The following is a 15,061-nucleotide window of genomic DNA, read 5'->3' on the forward strand; positions in this document are numbered from 1 at the left end:
AAAGGCCGTACAGTTGGCACGGCCTTCAAATCATGCTCGGTTTACATTGTCTGCGCCCACTGCTGATCGGCAGACTGGCTCATGTCTTGGAACACTTCCAGATAGTCCGATACTGCGTTGGAGAGCTTCTCGTAGTCCTGCCGGGTGGGGTGATACACATACCAGTCTACTTTTCCATAGTCATCCCAAATGTGCGGGTCAACACCATTGCGGAAGTTGGGGTTGGAAGTTACCTTCGTCCCCAGCAGATCCGAAAAGCGAAGGCGCAGGGTATCCACCTGTCCTTCACTGCGGTTCAGAATTGTCAGCTGCAGGGCGTTGTACTGATTGGAGACGATTCCAGTGACAAATTGAATCTTTGCCCGGTTCATATCGCTCAGACGCACATAGCAGGCTCTGCCCACATAGGTGGCTTCGGGGTACCGTTCTCCGACGATCTTCCGAAGCTCCTGTTCGTAAAAAGTCATTGCCTATACCTCAAATTCCGATGATCTGCCAGATGTACAGCGGCGCCGTCAGCGTGAACACCAGGCACGCGAACAGGATGGCGGGCGCCGTCCACTCGAACTGGCCGCTTTTTCTGAAGTCGAAATAAGCCGTACCAAGTTTGGCGAAGAAGAATACCGCCAGGATCAGGTCGATGGCGGGAAAGACTACATTGTTTACCACGGTCTTGATCTGACCGGATGCCGTCTGCCATGTGCTTTCCACCGCTCCGGCCACATCGCCGGTGCCGGCAGCAAAGGCCGTGGTTCCCATCATGTAGACCAACAGCAGGGACAGGGTCAGCATCACACAAAGGCGCTTGCATTTCATTTTGCTCATAGATACCTCCAATTCTTGTTGTTATTTTGAGGGTGCGATATGCCATTCTTCCCACAGGTCACCGGCGATGCGCACGGAATCCGTCAGGTTCATACTTAGCATTCCCGTGGGTGTCCAGCAGTCCAAAAGCCAGGTATACGGCGTGTAGCTGCCGTCCGGGTACCAGATAGGTGTGAAGTGGGTCGGGCGGTCATAGGTGCTGTAGGGATTGTTTTTGAAAGCGAAGGTGGTACTCTTGCCGCTGACGCTGCGGTTCAGCAGTCTCCAGAAGCCTTCGTACCCGAATTCGGGGAAATAGGTCACAGCATTCTGCGCCGCCGTGACAGCCACGCTCTGCGTGGTCGTTACTCTGGCCGTCACTTTTTCCTGAATTCCGTACCCGCTTTTCATGGTAGCTGCAGTCGCTGTGGGCGAAAGACTATCCGGCGTGATGCGCATGGATGCGCTCAGACTTGCGGAGTAGCCGTTGTAGTCAAACTCCCACCAGCCATGATCTTCCCACCAGCCGTTATCCACCCAGTGATACCACCGGTCACGGTGAACCACATTGTTATCGTCTACCCAGCGATCCGTGTGCCAGCACTTTTCCCAGTTCTCTACCCATTCCCAATTCTCCTGCCACCAGGGTGACCAAATGCCCCAGGATGCCGAGGTCACTTGATCTTTCTCTGGAATGGTGGACTGACGGAAAGCATCATTGCGGTCATCCGCCACCGGGTTGGGCGGATCGTTGCCGTCCAAGTCCACAACGTTGCAGGTGATCGTGCTCTGCGCCGTGCCGCCGCCAGACACGCTGACGGCAATCGTAATGACGCAGGGCTCTGACGGCGTGTGCCACTTTACCCATACCAATTGACTGTCACCGTCCGGATAGTAGACATTGCTGACAGTGTAAGTTCTGCCTTGAATCACAAAGCGAACAGTCACAGGATTATCCGGGTCGGACTGCCCGCCGCTCACCTCCACCGAGGAGATCACATCGGTATCGACTCGGTATTCATAGTCGAAGTCGTTTACATCGGGAGGCTCCAGCTCACCGTTGAAGCGGACGACACCGATGCCGAGGGACGAGATGATCTGATCGTTGCTGACCTTGCTGTTGGTGCTGCCAGACCATGCAGGATAGCCCAGATCTGCTTCTTCAAGGAAAATGGCCAGCGGTAGATTCTTATGGGTCAGCGATCCCATCTTGCTTTGAAGATCTCCGTTTACCTTTTGGTCATAGAGCGCCGCTTCCGTGGCCGTCATGGCATAGTAGGCTCCACCGTAGACGAAGTAGGCGATAGGCTCGACAACGATTTTGTAATCGCCGGCAATAAGCGTATCAAAGTCTATTCCCACATATCCGGCAATCGCCCGAATGACTTGCTCGTCTGTAAAGTAGCTTCGAATCGCCGCAATGCTGGCGGGATAGTCGCCGGACGAAATGATGCGAGGCAGACTCTGCGCCGGACGGATACAGGTATAGCCGCCTACGACAGGTGACAACGCCCGCCCACTGTTATAAGAGAGCTTGGATACCTTTCCGAAGTGGATCATGTTGGTGCTCGGATTCTGATTGCTCCAGTCAATGGTGTTCCCCACGACAGCGTGGCTGTCCACATTCACCACGGAAATGCGGACACCGTCCATACCCGGATTCCAGTAGTTGGTGGATGTGCCACTGCCCATGCCGCCGCCACCGCCATCGAAGTTGCCGTCACCGGTGGCATAAGCCGGAACAACCGCACACAGCATGAGCACAAGGGAAAGAAAAAGTGCGAGAAGTCTCTTCATGGATTCCTCCTTTCAACGCTTCGGAAAAAGAAAAGGCGCAGCCATTTCTGACTGCGCCATGCTGATTGGGAGTACTGTTAGTTCCCGCCGCCCATTTCACCGATTTTATTTCCGTTTTCGTAGATGTCCTGTCCGTCGATGACCGTGTTATCGCCGCTGCTGTCTACATAGCCGAAGCCCGGCACATATACCTGACCGGAGGAGTTCGTGCTTCCTGCGGCAGGCTGGGATTCCGCAGGCTTGGAGGTGGGCTGTTCCGGATATGTGGGGTGCGGTTCATCCTCCGTCTTGCGTTCCGAGGTCGGTACATCCTCCGCTTTGTGATCATCCGGAAGTGTCGCCGTGCCGCTGGGCGATTCCGGCTTTTCTGGAGCGTCCGGTTTAACAGGGTTCGCCTGGATGGTCTGCTCCGTGCCGCTGGAGTTTGCACCCTGGCCGGGGTCACTCTGCTCCGGCGTCAGCGAGGGGACATTCACATCTCCCTGGCTATTGTTGATGTTCACATTGGGATCGTTGCTGTCCGGCTGACTGCCGGATACCGTTCCGGAGGGCGTCACCGTATTTCCACCGAAGCGTCCGGCGATCCCGATGACGGCCACACCGCAGAGCAGGCAGCAGGCGGTGATGAGAATGATCCGTTTCGTCTTGTCGTTCATTGATTTTCCTCCTTTTTCTGATTTATCTCTTGATTGGACAATACCACACCTTTCGGCGTAAGTCCATTGGGAAAGCGAAACTTTTTCAGAATACCGGCACATATTTGGCTTCCGTGTGCAGCATCATTTCAGATGCGGGCAAAAGGTTCCCAAGGAATCGCACCGGTACCTCCAAGCGGATCTCCACTGCGGCGGTATAGCCCTTGCTTTGGCCGGAACTGAGGGCGTTGTTGCTCAGCTCCACGCTCAGGCCAGAGATGGTATATTCCACGTTTCCGTTTGAGATTTTCTGATATCCGCTGCCGGTGTTCTCCAGTCCAAGCGTTGATGCCAGCTGACCGTACACATCGCCGGTATCCACGCTCTCATCCCATCGGCCTGTGCCGTCCGGATACCAGCCTGCGGCATAGCCCTCCCGCACAGCGTGGTACACATCATCATAGTTGTCGTTGATGGTGGAGATGACCGCCTGTTGGGCAGCCTCCTTGACACCTTGGGCGATGATCCACACCCGGCTGAACTCCGCGACCATGCAAAAAAGCATCAGCAGGACCAGCACGATGGCGAGGATCATTGGGGTGCCCTCGCCGGGGTGGCGGCGAAGGAAACAGTGCTTGCTCATTTCCAATACACCTCCGACTTTCCGGTGGCCTCCGACCGCAGCGTGATGGGAAATGAGCCGAAGCCGCCGAACAGGCCGATGTCCATGTCCAATGTCAGCGTTACGGTGACTTCCTCATTGAGCTGAATGCGTCCCGTTTTCGACCAGCGGATGTTGGGATCAAGTCCGGTGCTGTCGGTGAGTGCTGCGGCACGGCGGTTGGTTTCAGTTCCGACTCTGCCGGAGATCTCCGCTTCCCGTACCAGCTCCACCGCATAGGTGTCAAGCTGCTGCTTGGCGACGAATACCGGCAGGATTCGCACCGCCAGTGCCAGCACCAGCATGGCACAGGCCACCAACACGCACACATCGATATAGCCCTCGCCGGAGTGCCGTTTTCGTAATTTCTTCATAGGCATTCCTCCTTAAAACAGTGCACCCAGCGAGTTGATGATCTGGTAGACGATAATGACGATGTACGTCAGCATGAAGCACATGAGCATGAGGAAGCTGAACACCCGGATCTTTGGCGGGATCTTCGCCGCCTTGGCTTTCAGGCGCTGCAGCTCCAGCGCTTTCAAGTCGTGGGAGAGCATTTGGAAGTACATCCGCCCATCATCGCCCCGCAGGATGCCGACAAAACCACGGACGATATCCGAGATGATGGCCGAACCCATACGGGCTTCAAAGCGGATGAGTGCCGCCTCATAAGAGGAGGAGCGCATATCCGCCGTCAGCACATCCAGTTCACGGGCAAAATCAGGACCGGCATGTTTCTTGTAGTTCTCCAGAATGCGCAGGACATCCCGGCTGGCGGCCAGTTCCTGATGGATGGTCGCCACGAAGCGAGGCAGTTCACCCTCCACCAGTTCCATTCTGGCCTTGCACAGTTCATCCGCCCGACGGCTCTCCTTGAAGTAAGTGAGCAGCGCCAGTACTACCACCAATGGTGTCAGGATGGGCAAGATCAGGAGGCACGGGATGATCCCCAGCAGGATGAGACAGGGCTTCAGAACGGTGTAAGCCGTAAAGACCTCGGGGGTCATATCCAGTCCTGCGGCAGTCAGCTTCGTTTCCAGCCGTCTGCGTTTGTAGGCATCCAAGCGGATCAGCGGAGCCAGCTTCAGCGACCATCCCAAAATGAGCGTCTCCATAGATTTCACAAGACTGCGCTCCTTGCGTCCTGCGGAGATGAGGGCACGCTCCGTTGCCAGCCTGGGGATCTTCAGCAGGTCCGCCAGAACGAAATACAGTCCGGCAGCCAAGGCGGCGCCGAACAGGAATAACAGCAATTTCACCCTCTCACCTCCGATACTCAATGGGCTGCGTCAGCTTCACGACGAATGCGAAGGACACGAACACAGCGGCAAGGCAGACAGCGATGACCATTTGACCGGGGATGGTGGCTACCAGCGTATGATACCAGTCCTTATTGATGAAGCGCACCAGCGGAATGTTGATCAGCACGAGGATTGCCATGGTGATGAACTCCTTGCGGGGGCCAAACACCAGATTTTCCAGTTCCGCATTGACCACCCGCATATCCGACAGCTTGCAGACGATGGGCGTCAGAATGCTTGTCAGGCTTCGGTCTGCCTGACAAGCCATTACGGCATCGCACCATTCCCGCCAGACCTCATTGTCGATGGCGGCTTTCAGGTCAACGAGCGCCGCGTCCATATCCGGGTCGATGTGCTTGATGCGCATCAGAAAGCGCTGGAACACCTCCTGCACCGGAGGGTGCAGGTAACGGACATTCTCCTCCACGGCCTGCTGAAAGTTCTCGGTACGCAGGTAGGCCGTAGTAATGACGGACAGCGCAGTTTCCAGTTCTGCTGCCACATCCTTTTTGAAGCTGCCTGCCGTGAGCTTGACATACCAAAACGGGGTCAGCATCAAACCAACAGCCAGCACCGGCACAAGGAAAGCGTTTCCTGCGGCAATGGCGATGCAGGCTCCCAATGCAAAGCAGAGCAGAGATGTAAAGCACACCATGGGGAACCTGTCTGCCCGTCCGGAGGCTGCCAAGACCGTCTGCGCCTCGGTAATCTCACGCCGGAGGAACCCTGCCTTTTTTCGCCTGGTCGTTTCGTTGATATCGGCACGGATACTGCCGGGAGCTGCGGTCAAGCGGGAAAAAAGACTGTCGCTCAGTTCTCGCGGCGAGACATGCAGTACCATAAAAAGCCCTGCGATCATGCCGATGCAGGCAATCAGCTGGATCATAGTCATTCATCTTCCTCCTTTCCTTGAACGAATTGCGCCAACTCTCCAAGCGGCATCCCGTTTTCGATAAAGCGGCGTCGCAGGCTTTCGGATATCTCCTCACATTTCCGGTGCTCACCCTCAATGATGAAGCGGTTGTCCTCCAAATGGTTGTCCGTGATGTGATACTCATAGAGCTTGTGAAGTCTGCGGCTTCCGTCCGGCAGAATCTCACATTCAGAGATGTTGGTGATGCGGCGCTGCTTATTCTCAAGCTGTCGGCAATAAACCACAATGGGATACGCCTCGGTGACATATCCCATGAGGGTATCGTCCGGGGTATCCACGGCGCGTTTGCAGAGGGACACCATGCGGCGGTAGGTACCCTCGCTGGAATTGGAGTGGATGGTGGTCAGCACCGCAATGCCCACACGAGCCGCTTCCTGCGCCGCGTTGGCCTCTGGGCCGCGCATCTCGCCCACGCAGATGATGTCCGGATTGAAGCGAAGGGCAATATCCAGCAATGCGATCTGATCGATGCGCTGGCGCTCATTCTCGCTGTCACGGGTCTGCGTGTGGACGACAGAGTTCGTCACCCGCCCGTCACGCTCCCGGATGAGCTGGAGTTCTCGAGAGCCATCTTCAATGGTAAAGATACGCTTGCGGTCCGGGATGGTGGAGAGGAGCCAGCCCGCCACGGTGGTCTTGCCGGAGGAAGTTGCTCCCGCCACGCAGATAGACACGCCATAGCGCAGGCATGCGGACAGAAAGTCCAGCATTTCCTCTGTGGCTGTGCCACTCTGCACGAAGTCCGCCTTGCTAAGATTCCTGGGATTCACGATACGGATGGATGCGGCAACACCGGCATCCTCATCCAGCACCGGCGTTTTGATGACCGAGATACGAATATTCTTTGCCAATCGGGAGGTAATGATGGGGCTGGCATTGTCCAGTACCTTGCCGGAGTTCTGCAGCATACGGCGGATGACATTGGCGGCGTGTTCCGGCGAATCGAAATGCTCCTCCAGCTTGGCGGTATGACCGTCCGAATACTGGATCTCAATGTCCCGCCAGGAGTTGATATCGATCTCCTCAATTCCGTCCGCGAAGATGTACTTGGTTAAAAATCCGTACTCTGCCATTTCCGTGTACAGAGCGTCCACCAGTTCAGAGGCCGTCATGCCATCCACAGCAATGCGGTTCTCCTGCAGATACCGTGCCATGCGGCGCTTCATCTGCTCTTTGGCACCCGAATTATCCTCTGTGATGAGGGTGGCGTAGGTTTCCGAGAGATAGCCCTGCACCTGACTGAGCGCATCCGCAAAGGTGACGCCTTTCTCCTGCGGGGCAAAGAAGAGTTCGCTTGCACGTGGTGCAGTTGCAGTTTCCGCGAAAAGTGACCTTCCGGTGCGCTCCTCAAAGGAGATGTCATGCACCTCTGCCTGTTCCGGCTTTCTCTCCGGTTCTGCGGAGGCGGCCGGGGTAAACAGGGAGTTGCTTCGTCTTTCACCAAGCAATCAGAACACCTCCTCACAGATTCGATCGATCTCCTTGCGGAATGCGCGGCTGTCCTTCATGGAGAGGTCTGCCAGCAGCTCACCGGCCAAATACTGCTCCTCCAGCTCCTGCGAATACGGCAGCCGGAAGACTACGCTGCCCAGCACCTGACCGATGCGGTCTGCCGCCTGAAAGGGCTTGATGTTGGATGCTACCCGGTACTGCTTGTCTTTGTCCCATTTCAGTTCTCCCAGAAGCGGAAGCTGGCTGGAGAGATATCCGACCGATTTCAGGTCGCAGCTTGCAAGCTGCAGAACGCTGTCCGCTTCCATCAGCGCCACAGCGGAGAGAATGTCGTTTGCGATGTAGCTGGAGCAATCAATGACCACATAGGGCACAATCTCGCGGAGGCCGCGGATGAGCTCCTCCGCCTGCTGCTTGGTGCAGGGCGCATAGGTGTACTCGTTTTCTTTCTTGCGAAGGCCAAGCATCGTCAGGTGCGGCAGGCGCTTGAGGGTGGTCAGATTGTGCTTGATGAGATTTACGGAGATGTGCTGGGCGGCAAAGATGCTGCCGAGGGATCTATCGACCTCCAATTCCGAGGGAGAGCAAATGCAGGGCATCATAGGTGCGGTCATATCACAGAGGAGCAGCACCGTATTTTTCTTCTGGGCTGCCAAATGCTTTGCGATTTTGACTGCTGTTACCGTTTTGCCGCAGCCGGGACTGCCCCAAACGGCGAGGATGCCGCCTCCGGACTCCTCCATCGGCTCCAGCTCCTCCGGCTCCGTATTGCGGCGAAAGAGGCTGCCTTTCAGGAAATTCATTCGGTGGCCTCACTTTCCGCGGAAGGCTCCGCGCCCTCGCTTTCCTTAGATTCCGTACCCTCTGCGGTTTCGCCACTGTTCTCCGGCTCCGGTTCTGCGTACAGCTCCTCGATCAGGGCATCCTGCGCCGCAATGAACTTAGCGGCGTTTTCGGGCGTTCCGCGATACACAAGCGCCAGATGCAACTCACTGTCCTGTTCCAGCTCCGCCAGTACCTTAGCCTGCTCCGTGGTCACCAGTAGTGTCACGGTGGAGGGCAGTTCCTTTTCATCCACCACTTCACCGGTGTTGGCATCGTATCCGGAGGAGGCGGTCACCGAGATGACCTCCACATACTGCAGCTCCGGAGGAATGGCTGTTTCACCCTTGCCCTGATAGTCCGCCACGATGACCGTGACGATATCGCCGCTTTCCAGCTTGCCGGAAAGGCCGGTGGCAAAGCTCTTGATGGTAACGGAGATGGCCTGTTTTTTGCCGTCCAGATTATAGAGATAGGCATTCTCTGCCGCAGGAACAGCTGAAAGCTTACTGGAAAGAATGTAATCTCCGGCCGCCAGGTCCGCAGTCGCATACTTGCCGACGACCTCTTTCTTGTCTGTCATAAGATTCTGTGGCAGATTGTAGGCACCGACCTCTACCGTCTGGACCATCTCTGCGGTGATCTCGTCACCTTCCTTGATGTCCTTCGTCACACGGACGATCTCCGTTTTCTCACTGGCGCTGCGGCTGAACAGCGGCGTAACACCGAAGCAGATGATCAGCGCCAGCAGGATACACAGCACACCGATGACGGTGCGATTGCGAAAAATTTTCAAATCGTTTTCCTCCTTATAAAAAATACGCGGGAATAAAAGCCACTGCGAAATATGGCACCAGCGGCTGCTTCTTTGCCGCACTCTTCCGCAGTGCCGGGAATGCACGCATGACAAGGGATGCCAGCAGGAGCGCGACGGACATAAATAAGAATCCCGTGAGTACCCGTCCAACTCCCAACACAAAGCCTACCGCCGCAGCTAACCGCCAATCCCCGCCGCCCATCAGGCCAAAGCCTGCACAGAGGTAGAACGGAAGCATTGCCAGCAATGCCCCCAAAAGGGAGGCGGGGCTGATGGTGATCAGCCCCGCCAAAGCAATGACGATGCAGACGATGTTGCTGACGGTCCGGGTCCTCAGGTCATCCACTGCGGCATAAATGAGACCACCGCAGAAGAGGATCGCCTGCGCCCAGTGCATCAGCCATTGTAGCTGAACATTTCCGTGATCTTCTGGGTTACCGTGGGCATGACCGTATCGTTCAGGATAGCATAGAGGCCAGCCAGTACCAGCGCACCCAGCACAACGGCGATCAGCACCTTGACGGCAGTGTCGATGTAGCCCTCACCGGCATTGCTACAGACGGCACGGCGGTTGAAGGCAAGCACGGCAGACATGGAATTGACCGCGGCGGTCTTGACGCAAGTGACAGCGGACTTGGCGGTATGGGTGATCTTCTTGATGAACTTCTTCATGAAATATTCCTCCTGTAAATTCAAAAGTTTTTTGTTGGTGAGTTCGGTCATTTGCGTGTTGCAGGAGGCCCACGGCCCCGCGCAGACGGCAAAAATGCCGGACGGTCATCTCCCGTCCGGCTCACAAGGTCATATTGATGCATGGGGCCTGCTTCTGCTCGAACCGGATCCGCTGGAAGCCTACCCGGTCACAGTAGTAAAATTCGCTTCCGGAATCGTCGTACAGCTCCACCACATCCGACAGTGCCATTCGGTAGCCCTGATAGCCGGGAGGTGGAGCGTCCCGGCAGATGGTATAGATCCGCTCCAGATCGCTGGTACCGAGGTCGCCATCGAACACAAGCGTATAATTCCCGGCATCCGGCTCTCCGAACTTCCGTACCTGATCCTCGTACCCGATGAATCGCATTGCCACGTCTACATCCTTTTTGAGCTGCCAGATGCGGCAGCCCTTTCGAGACTGCGCCAGTTCTTCGCCGGTCACCTCGCCGGATACGAGCCGGTCAAAGATCCCGTCCTCCCAACGGGGCGTCAGGTTCATGCGGCTCAGATATCGGTTGAGCTCATCCGTCCGGAACATTTTGTCCACCACGGCGGTTTCCTCCTTCACATAGCCCACAGGATTGCCGTAAAAGATGAGCCGATTTCGGTTATCCACGGTGAATCGCACCAAGTCTCGTCACCTCCTATCACACCGTGGCGCTTACATCTGCTGTTCCATGCCCTGAGCGGGTGCATCTTCGCTCTGCTCCATGCGTTCCTGCAGCTTCTGCTCGTAAGCGTCGTTGACCGCGTCCACCAGCGCAGTCCTGGCCTCGGCGGTGACGGCATGGAAGGTGTCGTTATACACCGTCTCGCCGTTTTTCTTGTAGGACTCCTGGGGCATGGAGATGAAGCGGCCCTTGTCCGTCTCAATGACACGGAGACCGTGAACGGCAAATGCGCCGGCGATGGTCACGCTGGCATAGGCTTTGGTTTTGTAGTCACCGTCCACCATGCGGTCGATCCTCGCCTCGACCTGGGGTGCAGGGACTTCCTGCCGCTTTTTCTTCTGCGTTGCTGCCATAGATTTTTCTCCTTTCTGTTACATGGATTGGTTATTCATACTGGGGGATTCAGCGGCTTCTTCCTGCTGGAACTGCGACAAACTCTCTTTGGCCCAATCGGGCAGAAATTTCTCATCCAGCACGCCGACAAACTCATCCCGGTTCCACCTGGTCATTTCGCCATCGCCCAGACAAGTGCAGCGCACCGAGCGTCCGATAGCGTGGGGACTGCATCCGAAGCCGTCGTGGGCATACCACAGCTGGTTTTCTTGGCTCCAGCAGGACTCTTTCAGCGTATCGGGACTGAGTACCAGCACCTTACCGATGTAATCCTGCTCGGCACGGTCACCGACGCAATGCTCGGGGCCAAACAGCCCCAGCTTCTGATACGCTTTCCGATAGAGGTCGACGAAGCCATCCAGAATGGCGGGATGGCTTCGGACAGTGATCTCGGCATTGTGCCGCTCGTCCTGCGGAATATATCGCCGTGCCGCCCACTGCTTGTTTGCTCTGCTGAAACGCCCGTCCCAGGAAAGCTCCTGCAGGGTGGTGGCCAGTACCCATTCCGTGCGCTTGTAGCCATATTCCGCCAGCACAGGTTCCAGGCAGTCCTTCTTCAGATTCATCCCATCGAAGTTCTGACGGATCGTCTCCTCGATGGCATTCCGACAGGCAACATTGGCGCGGTAGCTCTCTCGCCACATATGAAGCTGATTTCTTATTCTGGCCTCCTGTGCCGAGTAGGGATAGAGATAGGTTTCGTTCATTTCACTTTTCTTCCTTCTGTTTTTTCGTATCACTTATCGTAAATGACATCGTCCTCCATCAGCGCATCCTCCAACGCAGACAGGCAGCAGCCACTCTGATGCAGGGCGAACAGGAGCTCAGGCGGCACATCGGAGAGGTCGTGGGCATAGTCCGCTTCCACTACGGTAAGCTCGTGCGTGTCCTCGTCCACATAGCAGTCCAGCTTGGCATCGCCGGCCAAACCAGCATCCTGCCGCGCCCAATCGGGAACGACCACAGCGGGGCGGCTCAGCTCGGTGATTGGCCTATCCCGGTACGCACATTCTTCGCTGCAATTTGTGCAGTCGCCACAGGTGAGACGGAGCAAGGTCATAAGCTCGGCAGCTCGTCCAGTCAGCGACTGTACTGTGCTGAGGAGCTCCTTCGCTGTCATCCTGCCACTGGTCACAATGACTGCGCCCGTGGCCGCTGTGAGCTCCAGCCTTTCCGCATTCTGGAGCTTGGCCAGCTTCAGAACGGCATTGGAAATGCTGATATCGTTCTTCGTGGGGTATTTCATAAAATTCATGGGGGACCCTCCTTTAATTTGTCGTTTTGATCGGTCTTTCCGGCTCATGGATCAGTTCATACCGGGCCTCGCTGCCGCAGTTCAGCAGGCTCTCCAAACTGAGCTGCCAGCAGGCTTTGCGGGGGTCGTAGTTGGTGATGATGACTTCCTCATATTCACTGCCCGCCGTCTGGGACATACTGTTGGGGCGCACAACGCGGAAAATATAGAACTCATGATACAGCTCGCAAATGTACGGGCAGTAGTTGTAGGACACCATGACATACCCCTGACAGTTCAGAAGCGTATCATGGAGCCGCTGGTGATTTTCCTTTGGGAAGGCTACCTCATAGCATTCGGCCTCAAAATACGGCGGGTCGCAATAGATCCATGCATCGCCCCGGTCATACTGGCGGATGACATCCTCAAAGTCCTTGTTCTCCACAATGACATTCGCCAGTCTGCGAGAGCACTCCCAAATCAGGTGGAAGAAGCGGCGGATGTCGCATGGCTTACCGCCGAATGATTTGGAGCTGCCACTGAAGCTGTACCGAACCAGCTTGAAGAAATCTGCAGCACGGCGGACATCTCCGCGGGGAGCACGCTCCAGCAGAAGAGTGCAGATAGCTTCGGCCTCGGGCGGCTTGAGCAGGATCTCAGTCAGTTCCATTTCCTCTTGCAGATAGTCATCCGTGATCTCGCCTTTGGAGAGAAACTTATATAGGACATTGAAATCATCCCGCGTATTCAGAGGCAGGAATCCCAATTCCGCCAGCAGCGCCAAGGGCCGGTTTTTCACGCAGCAGAACAGGTTGGTCAAATTGCTGTTAAAGTCGTTATAGACCTCCATACAGCCCTGCTGGATGGGGCGGCTCATGGTCACCGTGCCGCTGCCGCCGAAGACATCGATGAACCGGCTGTAGTGATCTGGAGCCATCTTGTTGATGATCCACAGCAGCTTGCTCTTGCCGCCCACCCAGGGGATAAAGCTGTTCACGGGGCATCACCCCCATCCAGCGGGAGAGAAAGCTGACCGGTGTCCACATAGTCTGGCAAAGCACTGGACAGGCCGCGCTCTGCAAATGCGATCTTCTTGATTCGGCTGCGGAGCTGCCGGATGGTGCGCTCCAGCTCCTCGGCAGTTGCGGCGTAATAGTAGCCGCCCTCAAAGCTGCAAATGGGAATGCCGTCACCGCGCAGGGCGTTGATCTCCCGGCGCAGCTCAGAGCCACGCATTTGAAAGCTGCACTCCAACTCCCGGCTGGTGACGGCATTTGCTTCACCCTTGTGGTGAAGCGCAAGATATTCCGCAAGGGCTTCGTTGGTTGCCACAGTTCCTCCTTTCCGGAGCCGTTATCCCGGAACAAGAGGCAAAATGAGCGCAAAAAAGGAGGGGCCGCTTTTCCCCATCCGGAAAAACGGCCCCTTGGTGTATTTTCTATCTGCTGGCTTGGCAGGATAGAATCATGTCAGTCACTGCATATCCATTTCGAAGCGCTCCTGCACCGGCGTCTGCATCGGCTGATAGTCCTCCCGATGCAGCAGGCCGTAGGACGTGAGTGCCGCATTGTCATCCTTGATGATCTCGTTCCCGTAGGCGAAGAGATTTACATGAGGCAGGAGCAGTTCCGCCGAGTGTGCATCCATTGTGAAGGTCAGTTCATCGATGGCCGCCTCCTGTGGCGAACTGATCTCCGGCGTGAGGATGTAATCCCCAATATGCTCGACAAGGCCTGCGGCGGCAGCAAGATCCGTTACCCCGAAATGCTCCAGCAGAGCTTTCAGCTTCGGGAGCTGCTTTTCACGGGAAGGCATAGCCTTCACAGATTCTGCAAAATCGTTGAAGGCATCCAGCTCCATTGGCAGGTCAGCAAACTCCGCCGCCTGCGGGATGATTCCGTCATAGTCGAGAACCACGACACCCTCCCAGCCGTCTGCTCTGAGCTGCTTCTGCGCATTCCTCAATGCTTCAGCAGACGCAGGCAATTCCAGCGTAATGGTGCGGTCATCTTCAAGGTCGGGGTGGAGGCCAAGGATAAGACGGAAGAGATATTCCGGCTTTTCGGGAAGTTCCTTGGTGCAGGGCGGTGCGGTGACCAGTTCACTGTGCTGCACCACATAGCCGTTCTGTGTGAATGTGCCGTTTTCGCCGGCACGCAGGGCTTTGCCAATTTTGCCAAAATCCAGCATCTCGAACACATCGTCGGAGAGACCGTCCAGTTCCTCCACGAAGCCGTTTTCGGCATAGAAGCGGCCCAATTCTGCGTCACTGGTCGCGCCGACCACATGGCAACAATCCGCACCGGCGCTGACCGCCAGATTTCTCAAATCCTGCATGGTAAGAATACCGCCGTTGGATTCTACCTTTCTCTGGATTTCCAGACGAAGCAGGCCGTCAAAGGCTTCCTGCTCCGTTTCACCCAGTACAGCCAGCTGACCGGCAAGATCGTTCAGCTCATTGAGACTGGCGTCCAGTTCCATCAGGTGAGGGGCGAGATACTCGAAGCCATAGTAATCATCGATTTCCAGATACAGCTCCTCGTTCTCCTGAAGCTGCACCTTGTCCATTGCATCGTGCAGTTCCCACGGAGAGGCGGGCAGTTCCAGCCTTGCGTGGGCCTCACTGTTGGGTGCGTCCAGCTTTGCCAGATAGACGCCAAATATCTTTTTAGCCAAGGTTCATCCCTCCCATCTGCGGCTCGGTCTGCTGGTAGGCGGAGGGATCCGCACCGGGGACATCCCAGCCGTGTAATCCCGTGAGTTTTGTTATCCGAGGAGTTTCCCAGAATACAAGGAAACCCCTCGGGTATACACAAAAGTTACAGG

Annotated in this window: 20 protein-coding genes; all 20 read right to left on the minus strand. The window is 56.2% G+C overall.

All coding sequences use genetic code 11. The features are described from left to right. Positions 1 to 41 precede the first annotated feature (41 nt). The 20 genes from LKD37_RS05990 to LKD37_RS06085 all read right to left on the minus strand — a co-directional run bounded on the left by LKD37_RS05990 (position 42) and on the right by LKD37_RS06085 (position 14,911). A complete protein-coding gene (locus tag LKD37_RS05990; RefSeq protein ID WP_302928364.1) occupies positions 42 to 467 on the minus strand; it encodes a hypothetical protein in 426 nt (141 codons plus the stop codon). Positions 468 to 477: 10 nt separating this feature from the next. Continuing rightward, on the minus strand, positions 478 to 816 hold the full coding sequence (locus tag LKD37_RS05995) for a DUF3852 domain-containing protein (protein WP_302928382.1): 339 nt from the start codon (positions 814 to 816) through the stop codon (positions 478 to 480). A gap of 30 nt (positions 817 to 846) precedes the next feature. Further along, positions 847 to 2,601 carry a DUF8193 domain-containing protein gene (locus LKD37_RS06000; protein WP_302928365.1) on the minus strand — a complete coding sequence of 585 codons (1,755 nt, stop codon included), beginning with the start codon at positions 2,599 to 2,601 and terminating at the stop codon, positions 847 to 849. 77 nt (positions 2,602 to 2,678) lie between these two features. After that, positions 2,679 to 3,257, minus strand: coding sequence for a DUF6550 family protein (locus LKD37_RS06005; protein WP_302928366.1), 579 nt, complete (start codon positions 3,255 to 3,257; stop codon positions 2,679 to 2,681). A gap of 85 nt (positions 3,258 to 3,342) precedes the next feature. Further along, positions 3,343 to 3,879 (minus strand): hypothetical protein, encoded by a 537-nt coding sequence (locus tag LKD37_RS06010; RefSeq protein WP_302928367.1) that lies wholly within the window; start codon positions 3,877 to 3,879, stop codon positions 3,343 to 3,345. Further along, entirely contained in the window at positions 3,876 to 4,271 is a 396-nt protein-coding gene (locus tag LKD37_RS06015; protein WP_302928368.1) for a DUF4320 family protein, read from the minus strand. The genes LKD37_RS06010 and LKD37_RS06015 overlap by 4 nt, the downstream gene beginning before the upstream one ends. A gap of 12 nt (positions 4,272 to 4,283) precedes the next feature. Further along, positions 4,284 to 5,156, minus strand: coding sequence for a secretion protein F (locus LKD37_RS06020; RefSeq protein WP_302928369.1), 873 nt, complete (start codon positions 5,154 to 5,156; stop codon positions 4,284 to 4,286). A gap of 4 nt (positions 5,157 to 5,160) precedes the next feature. Continuing rightward, on the minus strand, positions 5,161 to 6,090 hold the full coding sequence (locus tag LKD37_RS06025; RefSeq protein WP_302928370.1) for a type II secretion system F family protein: 930 nt from the start codon (positions 6,088 to 6,090) through the stop codon (positions 5,161 to 5,163). Next, positions 6,087 to 7,580, minus strand: a complete 1,494-nt coding sequence (locus LKD37_RS06030) for a CpaF/VirB11 family protein (RefSeq protein ID WP_302928371.1) — start codon at positions 7,578 to 7,580, stop codon at positions 6,087 to 6,089. The genes LKD37_RS06025 and LKD37_RS06030 overlap by 4 nt, the downstream gene beginning before the upstream one ends. Beyond that, a complete protein-coding gene (locus LKD37_RS06035) occupies positions 7,581 to 8,387 on the minus strand; it encodes an AAA family ATPase (protein WP_302928372.1) in 807 nt (268 codons plus the stop codon). Further along, positions 8,384 to 9,202, minus strand: coding sequence for a Flp pilus assembly protein CpaB (gene cpaB, locus LKD37_RS06040; RefSeq protein WP_302928373.1), 819 nt, complete (start codon positions 9,200 to 9,202; stop codon positions 8,384 to 8,386). The genes LKD37_RS06035 and cpaB overlap by 4 nt, the downstream gene beginning before the upstream one ends. A gap of 13 nt (positions 9,203 to 9,215) precedes the next feature. After that, positions 9,216 to 9,620 (minus strand): prepilin peptidase, encoded by a 405-nt coding sequence (locus LKD37_RS06045; RefSeq protein ID WP_302928374.1) that lies wholly within the window; start codon positions 9,618 to 9,620, stop codon positions 9,216 to 9,218. Beyond that, the gene (locus LKD37_RS06050) at positions 9,620 to 9,946 is read right to left on the minus strand and encodes a DUF6133 family protein (protein ID WP_306414410.1); all 327 of its coding nucleotides are present in this window, start codon (positions 9,944 to 9,946) and stop codon (positions 9,620 to 9,622) included. The genes LKD37_RS06045 and LKD37_RS06050 overlap by 1 nt, the downstream gene beginning before the upstream one ends. A gap of 70 nt (positions 9,947 to 10,016) precedes the next feature. Continuing rightward, positions 10,017 to 10,565 (minus strand): YodL domain-containing protein, encoded by a 549-nt coding sequence (locus LKD37_RS06055; RefSeq protein ID WP_302928383.1) that lies wholly within the window; start codon positions 10,563 to 10,565, stop codon positions 10,017 to 10,019. A gap of 33 nt (positions 10,566 to 10,598) precedes the next feature. Beyond that, positions 10,599 to 10,961 (minus strand): SpoVG family protein, encoded by a 363-nt coding sequence (locus tag LKD37_RS06060; protein WP_302928375.1) that lies wholly within the window; start codon positions 10,959 to 10,961, stop codon positions 10,599 to 10,601. Between the two features lie 18 nt (positions 10,962 to 10,979). Next, complete coding sequence (locus LKD37_RS06065) at positions 10,980 to 11,708, minus strand: DUF3849 domain-containing protein (RefSeq protein ID WP_302928376.1); 729 nt, start codon at positions 11,706 to 11,708, stop codon at positions 10,980 to 10,982. A gap of 29 nt (positions 11,709 to 11,737) precedes the next feature. Then, entirely contained in the window at positions 11,738 to 12,256 is a 519-nt protein-coding gene (locus LKD37_RS06070) for a hypothetical protein (protein ID WP_302928377.1), read from the minus strand. A gap of 13 nt (positions 12,257 to 12,269) precedes the next feature. After that, positions 12,270 to 13,232 (minus strand): DNA adenine methylase, encoded by a 963-nt coding sequence (locus LKD37_RS06075; RefSeq protein ID WP_302928378.1) that lies wholly within the window; start codon positions 13,230 to 13,232, stop codon positions 12,270 to 12,272. Next, positions 13,229 to 13,567: a hypothetical protein gene (locus LKD37_RS06080; RefSeq protein WP_022177347.1), complete on the minus strand. Its 339-nt coding sequence runs from the start codon at positions 13,565 to 13,567 to the stop codon at positions 13,229 to 13,231. Before LKD37_RS06080 ends, LKD37_RS06075 begins: the two co-directional genes overlap by 4 nt. Positions 13,568 to 13,708: 141 nt before the next feature. Then, the gene (locus LKD37_RS06085) at positions 13,709 to 14,911 is read right to left on the minus strand and encodes an antirestriction protein ArdA (RefSeq protein WP_302928379.1); all 1,203 of its coding nucleotides are present in this window, start codon (positions 14,909 to 14,911) and stop codon (positions 13,709 to 13,711) included. Between the last annotated feature and the right edge of the window lie 150 nt (positions 14,912 to 15,061).

The sequence above is a fragment of the Brotocaccenecus cirricatena genome (genome assembly GCF_020687045.1).
Taxonomy (GTDB): Bacteria; Bacillota; Clostridia; order Oscillospirales; family Oscillospiraceae; genus Vescimonas; species Vescimonas cirricatena.